Source organism: Prauserella alba (assembly GCF_024171735.1).
In the GTDB taxonomy this organism is placed as follows: domain Bacteria; phylum Actinomycetota; class Actinomycetes; order Mycobacteriales; family Pseudonocardiaceae; genus Prauserella; species Prauserella alba.
In genome coordinates, this window is record NZ_JAMTCH010000003.1 from 1,887,744 (window position 1) to 1,902,704 (window position 14,961).

The 14,961-nt window shown below is 70.0% G+C and carries 14 protein-coding genes; 10 read left to right on the forward strand and 4 right to left on the reverse strand.

Annotated features, from left to right (window positions below; genetic code table 11):
* Positions 1 to 304: 304 nt before the first annotated feature.
* A complete protein-coding gene (locus tag LY12_RS08675; RefSeq protein ID WP_253854647.1) occupies positions 305 to 1,120 on the forward strand; it encodes a hypothetical protein in 816 nt (271 codons plus the stop codon).
* Between the two features lie 163 nt (positions 1,121 to 1,283).
* Here the strand turns inward: LY12_RS08675 and LY12_RS08680 are convergent, their stop codons facing one another.
* Positions 1,284 to 2,846 (reverse strand): deoxyguanosinetriphosphate triphosphohydrolase family protein, encoded by a 1,563-nt coding sequence (locus LY12_RS08680; RefSeq protein ID WP_253854649.1) that lies wholly within the window; start codon positions 2,844 to 2,846, stop codon positions 1,284 to 1,286.
* A 201-nt stretch (positions 2,847 to 3,047) separates the two neighbouring features.
* Between LY12_RS08680 and LY12_RS08685 the strand changes: the two genes are divergently transcribed.
* Genes LY12_RS08685 through LY12_RS08725 form a run of 9 tightly spaced genes read left to right on the forward strand, consistent with a single transcriptional unit; the run spans position 3,048 to position 12,429 of the window.
* A complete protein-coding gene (locus LY12_RS08685; protein ID WP_253854651.1) occupies positions 3,048 to 3,902 on the forward strand; it encodes a TetR/AcrR family transcriptional regulator in 855 nt (284 codons plus the stop codon).
* Between the two features lie 8 nt (positions 3,903 to 3,910).
* Complete coding sequence (locus LY12_RS08690) at positions 3,911 to 4,804, forward strand: beta-keto acid cleavage family enzyme (RefSeq protein WP_253854653.1); 894 nt, start codon at positions 3,911 to 3,913, stop codon at positions 4,802 to 4,804.
* On the forward strand, positions 4,797 to 5,768 hold the full coding sequence (locus LY12_RS08695) for a 3-hydroxyacyl-CoA dehydrogenase NAD-binding domain-containing protein (RefSeq protein ID WP_253854655.1): 972 nt from the start codon (positions 4,797 to 4,799) through the stop codon (positions 5,766 to 5,768). The genes LY12_RS08690 and LY12_RS08695 overlap by 8 nt, the downstream gene beginning before the upstream one ends.
* Complete coding sequence (locus LY12_RS08700) at positions 5,761 to 6,198, forward strand: thioesterase family protein (RefSeq protein ID WP_253854657.1); 438 nt, start codon at positions 5,761 to 5,763, stop codon at positions 6,196 to 6,198. Before LY12_RS08695 ends, LY12_RS08700 begins: the two co-directional genes overlap by 8 nt.
* 30 nt (positions 6,199 to 6,228) lie before the next feature.
* Positions 6,229 to 7,794 carry an ABC transporter substrate-binding protein gene (locus tag LY12_RS08705; RefSeq protein ID WP_253854659.1) on the forward strand — a complete coding sequence of 522 codons (1,566 nt, stop codon included), beginning with the start codon at positions 6,229 to 6,231 and terminating at the stop codon, positions 7,792 to 7,794.
* 15 nt (positions 7,795 to 7,809) lie between these two features.
* Positions 7,810 to 8,766, forward strand: coding sequence for an ABC transporter permease (locus LY12_RS08710; protein ID WP_253854661.1), 957 nt, complete (start codon positions 7,810 to 7,812; stop codon positions 8,764 to 8,766).
* Complete coding sequence (locus LY12_RS08715) at positions 8,763 to 9,644, forward strand: ABC transporter permease (protein ID WP_253854663.1); 882 nt, start codon at positions 8,763 to 8,765, stop codon at positions 9,642 to 9,644. Before LY12_RS08710 ends, LY12_RS08715 begins: the two co-directional genes overlap by 4 nt.
* Positions 9,641 to 11,335, forward strand: a complete 1,695-nt coding sequence (gene nikE, locus LY12_RS08720; protein WP_253854665.1) for a nickel ABC transporter ATP-binding protein NikE — start codon at positions 9,641 to 9,643, stop codon at positions 11,333 to 11,335. Before LY12_RS08715 ends, nikE begins: the two co-directional genes overlap by 4 nt.
* 2 nt (positions 11,336 to 11,337) lie before the next feature.
* Complete coding sequence (locus LY12_RS08725) at positions 11,338 to 12,429, forward strand: serine hydrolase domain-containing protein (protein ID WP_253854667.1); 1,092 nt, start codon at positions 11,338 to 11,340, stop codon at positions 12,427 to 12,429.
* A gap of 209 nt (positions 12,430 to 12,638) precedes the next feature.
* On the opposite strand, the gene LY12_RS08730 is transcribed toward LY12_RS08725, so the two are convergent.
* From LY12_RS08730 to LY12_RS08740, 3 genes are all read right to left on the reverse strand, one after another.
* A complete protein-coding gene (locus LY12_RS08730) occupies positions 12,639 to 13,052 on the reverse strand; it encodes a metal-sulfur cluster assembly factor (RefSeq protein WP_253854669.1) in 414 nt (137 codons plus the stop codon).
* Between the two features lie 64 nt (positions 13,053 to 13,116).
* Positions 13,117 to 13,569, reverse strand: coding sequence for a Fe-S cluster assembly sulfur transfer protein SufU (gene sufU, locus LY12_RS08735; protein ID WP_253854671.1), 453 nt, complete (start codon positions 13,567 to 13,569; stop codon positions 13,117 to 13,119).
* A 2-nt stretch (positions 13,570 to 13,571) separates the two neighbouring features.
* Complete coding sequence (locus LY12_RS08740; protein WP_253854673.1) at positions 13,572 to 14,924, reverse strand: cysteine desulfurase; 1,353 nt, start codon at positions 14,922 to 14,924, stop codon at positions 13,572 to 13,574.
* Between the last annotated feature and the right edge of the window lie 37 nt (positions 14,925 to 14,961).

Genomic DNA, 14,961 nt, shown 5'->3' on the forward strand with positions numbered 1-14,961 from the left:
AAAACTACTGCCCGGCTGGTTCACCTCGAGATAGAAGCTTGGGGTTCTCGGGGTTTTTCGCCTTGCCGGCTGGGCAGGTCTCCGGGATGGGCACCGGCTCCGTGCCCTCCCGTCGACCTGGCGTTGTGGGTATCGCGCTGCATCCAGGCGCAAGGTTGCGTTGGTTTGCTCCGGTGAGGTTCGCGGGTTGCGCCCTGCCTGCAGCGTGATGTTGTCCGGGGCAGGTCGACGGGAGGGCACTTCGCTGCAGGCGCGCACCTGTCGGTGATACTGTTTCGAACTATAGTTCGGTACTATACGTGGTGTGACTGGTTCTGGGGATGGTGCTGCCACGGCCGTGTCGCTGCGATGCCGGCGGGCGCAGGTTGATGCCGAGGAGATGGTGCTGCTCGCCTCGCTGACCTCGGGTGAGCGCGAGTGGCGGGAGATCGCCGACGAACTGGCCCCGGAGCTTCGTGTGTCACCTCTGGAGGTCGAGCGGCGGATCCGGAATCGGTTGATCCGACCCGGCGCATGCCCGACGTTCTGGCGGCCATGCAACGCGGGCAGGTCGAGCTCTACGGCGCCCATCGCGTGCTATGCCCGGGTGGACGCGATGGCCCGGGCGCTGCGGTGGGACGGCGAAAACCGCACGCTCGACCAACTCCGCGCCGACATCACCGCCGACCTACTACTCGGCCGCGACTCCGGCGCACACGTGCCGGAAGCGGCGGCGATGGTGTATCTGCACCTGCCCATCGATACCGCCCTGTCGACCTCCGAGACCGGCTGCGAACTAGACGGCTACGGACCCATCCCCGCCGCCATCGCGCGCGAGATCATGACCAACTCGAACAGCACCTGGCGCGCCGTGCTCTGCGACCCCGCCACCGGCCGGCCCACAGCACCACCACCGTCACCACACCCAACCGCACCACCCACACCGGACACCAAGACCCCGTCCTCACACCACGCCCATCGCGGCGGCCGCGGCCGAAACAACCGGGATCACAACGACAACCGGGACCGTCACGACAGCCGGGACCACGAACATCGCCGCTCCTCGACGAACCACCGTTCTAGCCGTACTCGGCCAGCAGGTGCCGCACGGAGCGGCCACGACACCGGCGTGGAGTCGTAACGCGCAGGGCTGTTCTCCGGCCGCAGCAGTGTGTGGCCGGCGGTGTTGTGTGGTCGATCGTCGTTGCGCCGCCACCCGCGACGCGGCGCTCCACCCCCCCGTCCGCGATGGATGGCATCGCCTCACGAGACAGCCGGCGCCCAATGACCCCGCGAAACCGGCGTCACAGCACGAACGAATCCGACCACGGCTGGCCGCCGCGGCCGGTGATGGCCTCGAGCATGGTCGACGCCTGCGCATCGGTCAGCGAGGCGACGAAGTCGACCACCGCACGGCCGCGCGCGAGTCCGCGCACGGCGTCGGCGCCCTCGACCCGCTCCCCCGCCGCTCCGACCAGCAGGCCCGGGTCCTCCCTGACCAGCCGGCCGTACTCGCCGCTCGCCAACGCCACCAGGTCGTGCAGCTTGCGGGGCAGCCTGTCTGCCTCGTCGCGGTCGCCGAGCCAGCTGTCGAGCGCATCCACCAGTGACGTCAACAAGGCCGCCTGCCCACGTTGGTGCAACGCGAAGTCCGGCCGCTGCAAGACGAACTGCCGGTGCACGAACTTCAGGACCTGCACCTCGTGCCACTGCGGCTGCCGCAACGTCACGTGCCCGCTGCGAGTCGTCGGCGACGGCGTCACGATCACCCCGTCCGCCAGCCGCGCCGTCCAGCGCGCCGAGAACGCCGCCATCGCCTGCTCGGCCTCGACCGACCCGTCGAACGGACTCGCCAGCAGGCCGTCCACCAACTGGTGCTGAACCCGCGCGACCGCACCGGCGAACACCGCATCGTCGGCGATCCACGCGTCCTTGGCATGCAGCCGCCGCCGCAGCGCCTCCAGTGACCGGCCGGGGTGGCCGTGCACCTCCCGCAACGTCTCGTCCGACAGCGCGGCGAACGCGCCCGGCTCGGCGAGCCATCGGCCCAGCTCCGTGGCGACGGAGGCGTGCTGCAGCACCCCGATCCGGTGGAAGTCCTGCAGGTCGTGAATGGCGTAGGCGATGTCGTCGGCGAGGTCCATCACCGAGGCCTCGACGGTCTGCTGCCACGGTTCGACGAGATCGGCGAACGGCGCGCGGGCCTGGTCGACATCGTCGAGTTCGGTGACGTACGCCGAGAACTTCGCCGACCCGGTGCCCGGCTCCTCACCTTCGGCGGCACCCCGCGGCGGTTCGTCCATCGTCGCCGGATGCGGCTCGGGACGATGGAGCCGCAACCACGGGTACTTCAACAAGGCGGCGCGCGTGGCCGCCGTCAGGTTCAGACCCTCGGGCGTCGGGCCACCCACCTCCGTGGTCGTCACGATGCGGAACGTCTGCGCGTTGCCCTCGAACCCGTCGGACAAGCCGTACCGGCGCCGCGCGATGCGGTCGAGGACCTGCTCGCCGAGATGCCCGAACGGCGGATGCCCGAGATCGTGGCCGAGCGCGGCGGCCTCCGCGACGTCCGGATCGCACCCGCCGAGCTTGCCGATGACGGCGGCAGCCTCCGCGTCCGCTCCGAGACGTTCCGCGATCGCCCGCGCCACCTGCGCGACTTTGAGGCTGTGGGTGAGCCGATTGTGCAACAGCCCCGAGCCACCGGTGCTGACGACCTGCGTGACACCCGACAGCCGAGCGAAGAACGGCGAACCGGCGATGCGGTCCCGGTCGATGCGGAAGGGACTGCTCACCAGGTCCGCGAAGCCTCCGGCCTCCATCTCGGCGTTCCGTCGTGTCGTGCGCGTGGTGTCTGCAGCTCCCATGCGCGACACACTATGTGACCACCGGCGGCCGATGGGGTGTGCCGGCCGAATCGTTCGGCACCCGCCCGTCGCAACCCGATGCACCGGAACCGGTGACCCACACCTCGTTGCGCACATACTTCCAGTTCACAGGCTTGCGACTGACTGATGTGCCAGTCAGCCCCTTGCGATCACCGCAAGCAATTACTACGGTCCAGCGACATGGCCGACACGGATGGACTGCGCGACCGAGTCCGGGGACTGCTCCCCGCGAAGCCCGGCGCGCAGCGGGAGTTCGCCACGGCGATCGGACTCGACGAAACGAAACTGTCGAAATCGCTGAAGGGAACCCGCAGGTTCTCGCCCCACGAACTCGTCCGCATCGCCGAACACTCCGGGGCCACGGTGAACTGGCTGTTGAACGGCAGCGACGACGCCGCGACCGTCACCGCGGTGCCCGCCCCGTCGGCGAGCTCCACACAGGACGGTCCACAGCCGGAGACCCGCAGGAGAATCCTCGAAACCGCGTGGGAGCTCATCGCCGAGCGTGGCTACCACCACGTGCGCATCGCCGACATCGCCAAGGCGTGCGGCCAGAGCACGGCGAGCATCCATTACCACTTCCCCACCAAGAAGGCCGTGCTCACCGAAGCGCTGCGGCGCAACGTGAAGCTCGCGTTCGACCGGCAGGTCGCCGAGCTGCACACCATCGACAACGCACACGACCGGCTGCTGCGGCTCGTCGAGCTGCAGCTGCCCACCGACGGACTGCTCCACGACGAGTGGTCGGTCTGGCTCCAGGTGTGGAACGAGTCGGCGCTCAACCCCGAGATGCGCGAACTCTACTGGGACTCCTACGACCGGTGGTTCCACACGATCGCCATGACCATCCGACGTGGACAGGAGCAAGGGGTCTTCGCCGAGCAGGACCCCGATGCCATCACCACACAGCTGAGCGCGCTCGTCGACGGGCTCGGCATCCAGGTGCTCACCGGCAAACCGGGCAGCTCGGTCGAGGCCATGCGGGAGCACCTGAAGGACTTCATCGACCGCACCATCGCCGGAAAAGGAATGTGACACCCTCCATGCAGGACAGAGTCATCGTCACCGCCGCCCTGACGGGCGCGGGCGACACCGTGGGCAAGAGCGAGCACGTGCCGGTCTCGCCCGAGCAGATCGCCGACGACGCCGTCGCCGCCGCGCACGCGGGCGCCGCCGTCGTCCACATCCACGTACGCGACATCGACACCGGCCAGGGTTCCCGTGACGTCTCGCTGTACCGCGAGGCCGTGCGCCGCATCCGCGAGTCCGATGTGGACGTCGTCGTGAACCTGACCGCGGGTATGGGCGGCGACCTGTTCCTCGATCAGGAGGACCCGCTCAAGCCCGTCGACGGCACCGACCTGGTGAACGCGACCGACCGGCTGCCGCACGTCGAGGAGCTGCTGCCCGACATCTGCACCCAGGACTGCGGCTCGCTCAACTTCGGCGAGGGCAGCCAGCTCTACGTGTCCACCCCGGACATGCTGCGCACCGGACTGAAGCGGATCCAGGAACTCGGCGTGAAACCCGAACTGGAGATCTTCGACACCGGTCAGCTGTGGCTGGCCACGAAGCTGATCGAGGAAGGCCTGATCGACGCGCCCCCGCTGTTCCAACTGTGCATGGGCATCCCCTACGGCGCCCCTGCGAACCCCGAGCTGCTGCAGACGATGGTGAACATGCTGCCCGAGGGCTCGCAGTGGGCCTCGTTCGCGATCGGCCGTAACCAGCTGCCGTGGGTGGCTCAGTCGGCCCTGCTCGGCGGGCACGTGCGCGTCGGCCTCGAGGACAACCTGTACCTCGCCAAGGGGGTCAAGGCGACCAACGCCCAGCTGGTCGAACGCGCCGTGAGCATCGTCGAGGGCCTCGGCGGCACCGTCGCCACCCCGGACGAGGCACGCGCCCAGCTGAACCTGAAGGGAACCGACCGTGGCTGACGCTCCCACCGACACCGACCTCACCGGCATCACCACGGTCGCCTGCATCGGCGCCGGCGTCATCGGCGGCGGCTGGGCGGCCCACTTCCTCGCCCGCGGCTACCGGGTACGTGCCTGGGACCCGGCTCCCGACGCCGAGGCGAAGCTGCGCCGCGTCGTCGCGGGCGCCTGGCCCGCGCTGACGGAACTCGGCCTCGCCGAGGGCGCGTCCCAGGACAACCTGACCGTGCTGCCAACACTGGCCGGCGCCGTCGACGGCGCCGGGTTCGTGCAGGAGAGCGCACCCGAGGACCTCGACCTCAAGCGGACGCTGCTGGCCGACATCGACGCCGTCACACCACCGGACGTCGTCATCGCATCGTCCACATCGGGCTTTCCGATGACCGACATGGCCACCTCGGCCGCAGACCCGACACGGCTCGTCGTCGGCCACCCGTTCAACCCGCCCTACCTCATCCCGCTCGTCGAGGTGGTCGGCGGGGAGAAATCCGAACGCTGGGCCGTCGAACACGCGAGCGCGTTCTACCGGCACGTGGGCAAGTCCGTCATCACCATGGACCAGGAACTGCCGGGGTTCATCGCGAACCGCCTGCAGGAGGCGCTCTGGCGCGAGGCGCTGCACATGGTGGCCGAGGGCGAGGCGACCGTCGAGCAGATCGACACCGCCATCACCGACGGTCCCGGCCTGCGCTGGCCGGTCCACGGCCCGTGCCTGACCTTCCACCTCGCGGGCGGCGAGGGCGGCATGGCGCACATGCTGGACCACTTCGGACCGTCCCTCGAGGCGCCCTGGACACGGCTGACCGCACCCGAACTCACGACGCAGCTGCGCGACGACATGGTCGACGGCTGCGAGTCCGAGGCCGACGGCCGGAGCATCGCCGAGCTCGTCGCCGAGCGGGACCGCGCGGTCATCGCCGTGCAACGCGCCGTCGCCGAATCACGGGGACGCACCGATGGCTGACGTTCTCGAATACCGCGACCGGGTCCGTGACGACTGGATCGACTACAACGGCCACCTCAGCGAGCCGTTCTACGTCATGGTGTTCGGCTTCGCCACGACGAACCTGATGGACCACGTCGGTCTCGACGAGACGTACCGCACCGACACCGGGTGCTCGCTCTACACCGTCGAGGCGCACGTGCGGTACCTGCGTGAGGTCGGCCCCCGCGCCGACCTCCACGTCACCACGTTCGTGACCTCGGTCGCCGCCAAGAAGGCCGTGCTGTGCCACGAACTCCGCGTCGGCGGAGAACTCGTGGCGACCGAGGAGCTGACGGCGATCCACGTCGCCGACGAGGGGGCCGCGCCGTTCCCGGACCACGTGGCGGACAAGCTCCGCCGCCTGCTCCAGCCGGCGCCGGAGTACGCGGGGAGAGCGATCCGCTCATGACCCGCCCCTGTCCCCGACAGAAAGCCCTTCATGTCCCTCGACAACCACGACACTCGCATCTCTCGAAGGAAGTTCCTGCTCGGTAGCGCCGCACTGGCCGGCGCCGTCCCGTTCCTGTCGGCCTGCGGCGGGCGCAGCGACGCCGCCGCAGCCCCGACCGGACCCCCGAAGCGCGGCGGCACGCTTCGCGTCGGCGTCACCGGCGGTGGCGCCTCCGACTCGCTCGACCCGCATTCGCCCGTCACCAACCCGGACATCGCGCGGGTGCGCAACCTCTACGAACCGCTGGTCTACCGCGATCACGACTTCGAGGTCTCCTACCTCGTCGCCGAGAAGCTCGAACCCTCGGCGGACGCGACGACCTGGACCGCGACCCTCCGCGACGGCATCCGGTTCCACGACGGCAGGCCGGTGACCCCCGCAGATGTCGTCGCGACGTTCCGCCGCATCATGGACCCCGACGACCCGAAGTCCGGTGCGGCCAGCCTCTCCATGCTCGACGAGGTGACAGCGGCAGGCGACCGGCAGGTCGAGTTCCACCTCAGCGAACCCTCGGCGGTGTTCGCCGACTACCTCGGCCAGTACTCGCTCGGGATCGTGCCCGCCGACTTCGACCTCGAGAACCCGGTCGGCACCGGCCCGTTCCGTGCCGAGTCGTTCACCGCGGGCCTGCAGAGCCGATTCGTGCGCAACCCGCACTACTGGCGGTCCGGGCGGCCGTATCTCGACGAGCTCGTCCTCATCAACTTCACCGAGGACGATGCGCGGATCAACGCGCTGCTGGCCTCCCAGGTCGACGCGATCGACCAGGTGCCCGTCGCGCTCGTCGACGTGCTGCGCAGCGACGAACGAATGCGCATCCTCTCGTCCGAGACGGGCACGTGGCTGCCGTTCACCATGCGCGTCGACCGCCCGCCGTTCGACGACGTGCGCGTCAGGCAGGCCCTTCGCCTCGTCGTCGACCGCGAACAGATGATCAACCAGGTGCTGTCCGGTCAGGGCCGGGTCGGCAACGACCTCTACGCACCGTTCGACCCGGCGTACGCCTCCGAACTGCCGCAGCGCACGCAGAACATCGCCGAGGCGCGCAGGCTGCTGGCCGAGGCGGGCAAGCCGAACCTCGACGTCGAACTCGTCACCGCGCCGATCCAGGCCGGTGCGGTCGAGGCCGCGCAAGTGTTCCAGCAACAGGCGAAGGCCGCGGGCGTGAACGTCCGCCTCCGCCGCGTCGACACCACCACCTTCTACGGCGACAACTACCTGAAGTGGGACTTCGCCCAGGACTTCTGGTACACGCGCAACTATCTGCCGCAGGCCGCGAACGGCTCACTGCCGGACTCGCCCTACAACGAGACCCACTGGCAGGACCCGGAGTTCGTCCGGCTCGTCCAGACCGCCAACCGCACGAGCGACACCGGCAGGCGCACTCGCCTGCTCAAGCGGGCGCAGCGCATCGAGCACGAACGCGGCGGTCTGATCATCTGGGGCTTCGTCAACCAGGTCGACGCACATCAGGTCTACGTCGCCGGGCTCGTCCCGGACCGCACCGGCCTTCCCCTGTCCGGTTATTCGTTCGGCCAGGTCTGGCTCGGCTGAGGAGGTGAGGATTTCGTGTTTCGACTGATTCTGCGCAGGCTCGCGATCAGCGTCGCCGTGCTGTGGCTGGTGACACTGCTCGTGTTCGTCGCGACCCTGCTGCTGCCGGGCGACCCGGCCCGCGCCATCCTCGGCCAGCAGGCCACCCCCGAGCGCATCGCCGCGCTCAACGACCAGCTCGGCCTCGACGCGCCCGTGTGGCAGCGCTACCTCGACTGGCTCGGCGGTGTCTTCACCGGGGATCTGGGCACGTCGGCCGCCTCCCAGGGGCCGGTGACCGAGCTGCTGGGAGGGCGCATCGGCGCCTCCCTGGTGCTGCTCGTCGGCGCCGCCGTGATCAGCACGGCCGGTGGCCTCGCGCTCGGCACGTGGTCGGCGTTGCGGCGCGGTCGCGCCGTCGACCACACCGTGTCCGGACTCAGCCTGGTCGTCGCCGCGTTGCCCGAGTTCGTCATCGGTGTCGCGTTGATCGTCGTGCTGTCGACGACGGTGCTGCCGCTGTTTCCCTCCGTGACGTTGGCGCCGCCCGGTGAACCGGTGTGGTCCCAGCCGATCCAACTGGTGCTGCCGATACTCACGCTGACCCTCGTCGTCACCCCGTACATCACGCGCATGATGCGCGCGACGATGAGCGAGGTGCTCGACAGCGGCTACGTCGAGATGGCCCGCCTCAAAGGCCTGCCCGAGCGCGTCGTCATCACTCGCCACGCCGTGCCGCACGCGATCGGCCCCGTGGCGCAGGTGATCGCGATCCAGCTGGCCTGGCTCGCGGGCGGCGTCGTGGTCGTCGAGTTCCTCTTCCGCTACCCCGGTATCGGGCAGGCGCTCATCGACGCGGTCAACAACCGCGACGTCGAGGTCGTCCAGGCGATCACGCTGCTCATCGCCGGCGTCTACATCGTGGTGAACCTGATCGCCGACATCGTCGGCATCATGACCAACCCCAAGTTGCGCGCGGAGGTGGCCCGATGACCGCGACGACCACACAGCCCACGTTGCTGCGGCGCGCGTTGTCGCTGCCCCAGGCGAAGATCGGTCTGACGCTGACCACGGTCGTCGTCGCCGTGGCCGTGCTGGGCCCCTGGGTCGGGCCCTGGCTGACGGGCCACGACACGACCGGTTTCGCGGGCAAGCCCTTCCAGTCCGGCGGCATCGCGGGCACCGACGGCCTCGGCCGCGACGTGCTGACCCGGTTCCTCGCCGGCGGCCTGACCCTGCTGGTCTACGCGGTGCTGGCCACCGCGCTCGGCCTCGTACTCGGAGCACTGCTCGGCATGCTCGCCGGTTACAGCGGCGGCTGGCTCGACTCGCTGATCATGCGCGGCAGCGACGTGCTGCTGTCGTTCCCGCAGCTGGTGTTCGCGCTCCTGGCGATCGCCATGATCGGCCCCGAAGGCTGGCTGCTGGTACTGGTCATCGGCATCACCCACGCGCCGCGCGTCGCCCGCGTGGCCAGACAGTCCACGGTGGCGGTCAAGGACGCGGACTTCATCCGGGCCGCCCGCATGTACGCCATGCCGCGACGGCGCATCCTGCTGCGCGAGGTGCTGCCCAACATCACGGGCCCGCTGATGGTCGAACTCGGCCTCCGGCTGACCTACTCCATCGGTTACGTCGCCTCGCTGTCGTTCCTCGGCCTCGGCATCCAGCCGCCGACCGCCGACTGGGGCCTGATGATCAACGAGAACCGCATCGCACTGGTCGTCGAACCGTGGGGCGTGCTGCTGCCCGTGCTCGCGATCGCGGTGCTCACCGTCGGCACCAACCTGATCACCGACTCGCTCGCCTCGGCGGCCGCGGGCACGTCGAAATCCGGAGAGCCGCACCCAGCGAAGGAGGCCTCGGCATGACCGCACCCGCCACGCTGACGCACACGCTCGCCGCCCGCGACCTGCGCGTGGACACCGTCGCCGGACACCCCGTACTGAAAGGCGTCTCCTACGAGATAGCCCCCGGCGAGGTGCTGGCACTGGTCGGCGAGTCCGGTTCCGGAAAGACCACTGCGGGGCTGGCCGCGCTCGGCCACTTCCGCCGCGGACTCGTCCACACCGGCGGCGCGATCTCGCTGCAGTCCGGTGCCGCCGACCCGGTGTCCGTCCTGGACGTCGGCGACCGCGAGCGGCGACAGCTGCGCGGCAGCACCGTCGCCTACATCCCCCAGGACCCGGCCGCCTCGCTGAACCCGGCCCTGCGCATCGGCAAGCAGATCGGCGAGGTGCTCGAGACACACGGCTACGGCGCGTCCGACGCCGAGCGGTCCGCGCGCATCGCCGAGGTCCTGGCCGAGGTCGGGCTCCCGGACGACGAGAGCTACCGGCGGCGGTACCCGCACGAACTGTCCGGCGGCCAGCAACAGCGCGTCGGCATCGCGATGGCGTTCGCATGCCGGCCGAGCGTGGTGGTGCTCGACGAGCCGACCACGGGACTCGACGTCACCACGCAGACGCTGGTCCTGCGCACCGTCGCCGCACTCACCACCGAGCACGACACCGCCGCGCTCTACATCACGCACGACCTCGCCGTGGTCGCGACGATCGCCCACCGGGTCGCCGTACTGCGCAACGGTGAGGTCGTGGAGTACGGCTCCGCCGACGAGGTGCTCCGCTCCCCCTCGCACGCCTACACGCGCGAACTCGTCACCGCGGTGCCGCACCTCGACGGCACGGGCGCCACCGACACCTCCGGCTCGGTCACCTCACCCACGAGCGCCTCACCCACGAGCGCATCGGCATCGGGCGCATCGGCATCGGACGGCCCCGCATCCGCCGGGGCCCGCGGCGACCGGGGCCGCAGGCCCGTCCTGTCCGTGTCCGGCCTGTCCGTCTCCTACGGTGATCACCACGTGCTGCGCGACGTTTCCCTCGACGTGCGCGCCGGCGAATGCGTGATGCTCCTCGGCGAGTCCGGCTCCGGCAAGACCACGCTGTCGCAGTGCGTGGCCGGACTGGGTGAACCGCACGCCGGCACGGTGTCGCTGGCAGGAGCGCCGCTGGCAGCCTCGACGCAGCAGCGCACCGCAGAGCAGCTGCGCTCGGTGCAGTACGTGTTCCAGAGCCCCTACTCGTCGCTCAACCCCCGCAAGACGATCGCGCAGTCGGTGGAACTGCCGCTGCGGACCCTGACGGATCTCGACGCCGCGGCGCGACGGGCACGCGTGACCGAGACGCTCGAACGGGTCCGCCTCGACCCCGCGCTCGCAGAGCGGCTTCCCGACGAGCTCTCGGGCGGCCAGCGGCAGCGCGCCGCGATCGCCCGCGGCCTGGTGACCACGCCCGACGTGCTGCTGTGCGACGAGGTGACGTCCGCACTAGACGTGTCCGTGCAGGCCACGATCATCGATCTGCTCTGCGAACTGCGGCGCGAACTGGGCACCGCGATGCTGTTCGTCACCCACAACATCGCGCTGGCACGGCACGTCGCCGACCGGATCGCGGTGCTGCGCGGCGGCGAGGTCATCGAATCCGGCACGGTCGACGAGGTGCTCGACTTCCCGTCGCACGAATACACGCGCGAACTGCTCGCCAACACGCCGAGGATGTGACGATGACGGTCCACGGCTCGGTCGCGCCGGGATTCGAACCCGTGCGGGACGCCTTCGCCGACGTGCTCGCCGACGCGCGCGGCGGTGCCTCCTTCTCCGTCGTGCGCGACAGCACGGCGGTGGTCGACCTGTGGGGCGGCCTCGCCGACCCGGCGTCGGCCGTGCCGTGGCGCGACGACACCCTGTGCGTCCTGTTCTCCGGGACGAAGGGCGTCGTCGCCACCGTCGTCGCGGCACTCGACGTTCTCGACCCGGACGCACCCGTCCGGGACCTGTGGCCCGAGTTCACCGCCGACGCCACGATCGGCCAGGTATTGGCACACACCGCCGGTCTGCCCTATGTGGACGGCGAGCACGACATGCTCGACAACGGAGCCTGCGCCGCGCTACTGGCTGCCCAGGCTCCGTTGTGGACAGCGGGAACGCGCGTCGCCTACCACGCCCTGACCTACGGCCACCTCGTCGCCGAGCTGCTGCGCCGCGCGACGGGCCGCTCCGTCGGCACCCTCGTGCGGGAGGTCCTGGCCGCACCGTTCGGACTGGACCTCCACCTAGGCACACCCGAGTCCCTCGACGGCCGCACGGCACGGCTGCAGCGCGCACCCGGGTACGCGATCAGCACATTCCTCGACGACCCGGAACGCCGGAAGATCGTCGAACGCATGTACGCGGGCCTGCTCGACTCGGACGAGCGGATGAACTCGGCCGCCTACCGCCGCGCCGAACTGGCCGCCGGAAGCGCCACCGGTACCGCCCTGTCGATGGCGCGGCTCTACGACCACCTCGCCTGCGGCCACATCGCGGCCCCGGACGCGCTCGCCCGGGCCACCCGCACGTGGTCCGAAGGCGTCGACGCCGTCAACGATCGACCGCTGAGGTTCGGCCTCGGCTACGAACTTCAGGACCCCATCGGCACCTACGGCCCCACGACACGGTCCGCGGGCGCGTTCGGCCACTCCGGAGCCGGCGGCGGACGCCACGGCGCGTGGCCACAGGAGAGCCTCGGATTCTCCTTCGTCACCAACGAACTGCGCAGCGAGAACGCCGACGGCCGGGCCGACAGCCTCCTCGCGGCACTCGACGCCTCACTGTGACCTTCGGCGCTGTGACCTCGGCGCTGTGGTCTCGGCGCTGTGACCTCGGCGCCCCGACCGGAACGCCGTTGTCGGAACAACCGACCCCGTCGGCCCGAACCCCATCCGTCATCCGCGGGACGAGCCGGCCACGACCCCACGAAACACGCGTGCCGGACACCCATGAGCGGGTGTCCGGCACGCGATGTCGAATCAGGCCGCCGAACGTCTCAGACCGTGAAGCCGAGGGCGCGCAGCTGTTCGCGGCCGTCGTCGGTGATCTTCTCCGGGCCCCACGGCGGCATCCAGACCCAGTTGATCCGGTAGTCGTCGACCAGCTTGCCGGAGCCCTTCAGCACCGACGCCGTCTGGTCCTCGATCACGTCCGTCAGCGGGCAGGCCGCCGACGTCAGCGTCATGTCGATGGTCGCCGTGTTGTCCGGCTCCACCCGGATGTCGTACACCAGACCCAGGTCCACGACGTTGATGCCGAGCTCGGGGTCGACCACGTCGCGCATGGCCTCCTCGACGTCCTCGACCTTGGCGACGTCCCCCGCCGAAGGCGCATCGGCTGCCTGCGCCTCCTGGTCGAGGTCGGCCGCGGTGCGGCCCTCTCGCTCCTGCTGCGTGCCGGCTTCGGTCATGCTTCCACCTCTATCTTGCGGGAGTCGGCCTCGGTGAGCGGTGCTGCGCACACTCCATTGTCGCTCACACGGCCTCCACGCCGTTCGATGTGCGGGCCAGTGCGTCCTTGAAGGCCATCCATCCCAGCAACGCGCACTTCACCCGCGCAGGATACTTCGCCACACCGGCGAACGCGATGCCGTCCTCGAGCACGTCCTCGTCCGGTTCGACCTGGCCGCGCCCCTGCATCAACTCGCTGAACGCGTCCATCGTCGTCATCGCCTCGTCGACGCTGCGGCCGATCACCAGGTCGGTCAGCACCGACGTGGAGGCCTGGCTGATCGAACAGCCCTGGCCCTCGTACGACACGTCCTCGATCTTGCCGTCGTCGGTGACCTTGACGCGCAGGGTCACCTCGTCGCCGCAGGTCGGGTTGACCTGGAACGACTCGCCGTCGAACGGCTCGCGCAGACCGCGGGCATGCGGGTTCTTGTAGTGGTCCAGGATGATCTCCTGGTACATGCTCTCGAGCTGCATGCCTACAGCCTGCCCTTCTCCTGCTCCTGACCGCCGCCGACGGAGGCGGCCTGCGCCTCGGGTTCCGCACCGAAGAACCGCTGCGCCTCACGGACCCCCGCGACCAGCGCATCCACTTCGGCGGGTTCGTTGTACAGATAGAACGACGCGCGCACCGTCGCAGGCACCCCGCAAGCCCGGTGCAGCGGCCACGCACAGTGGTGTCCCACGCGCACCGCGATGCCCAGGCTGTCGAGCACCTGGCTCACATCGTGCGGATGCACCCCGTCGACGACGAACGCGACGGTCGCACCGCGGTCGACCGTGTCGGCCGGCCCGACGATCCGCACTCCGGGAATCCCGGACAGGCCCGCGAGCGCCCGCTCGGCGAGCGCGTGCTCGTGCGCGGCAACGCGGTCCATGCCCACGCCGTTCAGATAGTCCACCGCCGCGGCGAGCCCGACGGCCTGCGAGGTCATCGGCACCCCCGCCTCGAAACGCTGTGGGGGCGGCGCGAACGTCGAACCCTCCATGCGGACGATCTCGATCATCGACCCGCCGGTCAGGAACGGCGGCATCGCCTCGAGCAGCTCCCGCCGCCCGTACAACACCCCGATGCCCGACGGGCCCAGCATCTTGTGCCCCGAGAACACCGCGAAGTCGACGCCCAGCGCGCCGAAGTCGACGGCTCCCTGCCCGTACACGCCGTGCGGCACGGACTGGCAGGCGTCGAGCACGACCAGTGCGCCGACCTCGTGGGCCCGCCGCACCAGCGGCTCGGCCGGATTCACCGTCCCGAGCACATTGGACTGGTGGGCGAACGCGACCACCTTGGTCCGCTCGGTGATCATCGAGTCCAGCCCGGACAGGTCGAGCCTGCCCTCCTCGGTGACCGGGAACCACTTCAGCGTCGCCCCGGTGCGCTGGCAGAGCTGCTGCCACGGCACCAGGTTCGCGTGGTGCTCCATCTCCGTGACGACGACCTCGTCGCCCGGCCCGACGGCGAACCGCTCCGACTCCGGGCCCGCCGTGGCGGCGTTGCTCATCGCGTAGGCGACGAGGTTGATGCCCTCGGTCGCGTTCTTGGTGAACACGACCTCGCCCGGCGAGACCCCGACGAACGACGCGATCGTCGCGCGAGCGCCCTCGTAAGCGTCGGTGGCCTCCTCGGACAGCTGATGCGCCCCACGATGCACCGCGGAGTTCGACGTCTCCACGAACCGCCGCTCGGCGTCGAGCACCTGCGCGGGCCGCTGGGACGTCGCCCCGGAATCGAGGTACACCAGCGGTTTCCCGTCGCGGACGGTGCGCGACAGGATGGCGAAATCGGCTCGCAGTGCCGTGACGTCCACAGGCAGTGAATCCGTGGTGGTCATCGCCGGCTCCCTTCGGTCCGGGCCTGCCGGAGCGGTG

Coding starts and splice junctions, on each gene's coding strand:
- LY12_RS08705 (WP_253854659.1), top strand. CDS start 6,229: ATGTCCCTCGACAACCACGACACTCGCATCTCTCGAAGGAAGTTCCTG.
- LY12_RS08725 (WP_253854667.1), top strand. CDS start 11,338: ATGACGGTCCACGGCTCGGTCGCGCCGGGATTCGAACCCGTGCGGGAC.
- LY12_RS08690 (WP_253854653.1), top strand. CDS start 3,911: ATGCAGGACAGAGTCATCGTCACCGCCGCCCTGACGGGCGCGGGCGAC.
- LY12_RS08715 (WP_253854663.1), top strand. CDS start 8,763: ATGACCGCGACGACCACACAGCCCACGTTGCTGCGGCGCGCGTTGTCG.
- nikE (WP_253854665.1), top strand. CDS start 9,641: ATGACCGCACCCGCCACGCTGACGCACACGCTCGCCGCCCGCGACCTG.
- LY12_RS08700 (WP_253854657.1), top strand. CDS start 5,761: ATGGCTGACGTTCTCGAATACCGCGACCGGGTCCGTGACGACTGGATC.
- LY12_RS08685 (WP_253854651.1), top strand. CDS start 3,048: ATGGCCGACACGGATGGACTGCGCGACCGAGTCCGGGGACTGCTCCCC.
- LY12_RS08740 (WP_253854673.1), bottom strand. CDS start 14,924: ATGACCACCACGGATTCACTGCCTGTGGACGTCACGGCACTGCGAGCC.
- sufU (WP_253854671.1), bottom strand. CDS start 13,569: ATGCAGCTCGAGAGCATGTACCAGGAGATCATCCTGGACCACTACAAG.
- LY12_RS08730 (WP_253854669.1), bottom strand. CDS start 13,052: ATGACCGAAGCCGGCACGCAGCAGGAGCGAGAGGGCCGCACCGCGGCC.
- LY12_RS08680 (WP_253854649.1), bottom strand. CDS start 2,846: ATGGGAGCTGCAGACACCACGCGCACGACACGACGGAACGCCGAGATG.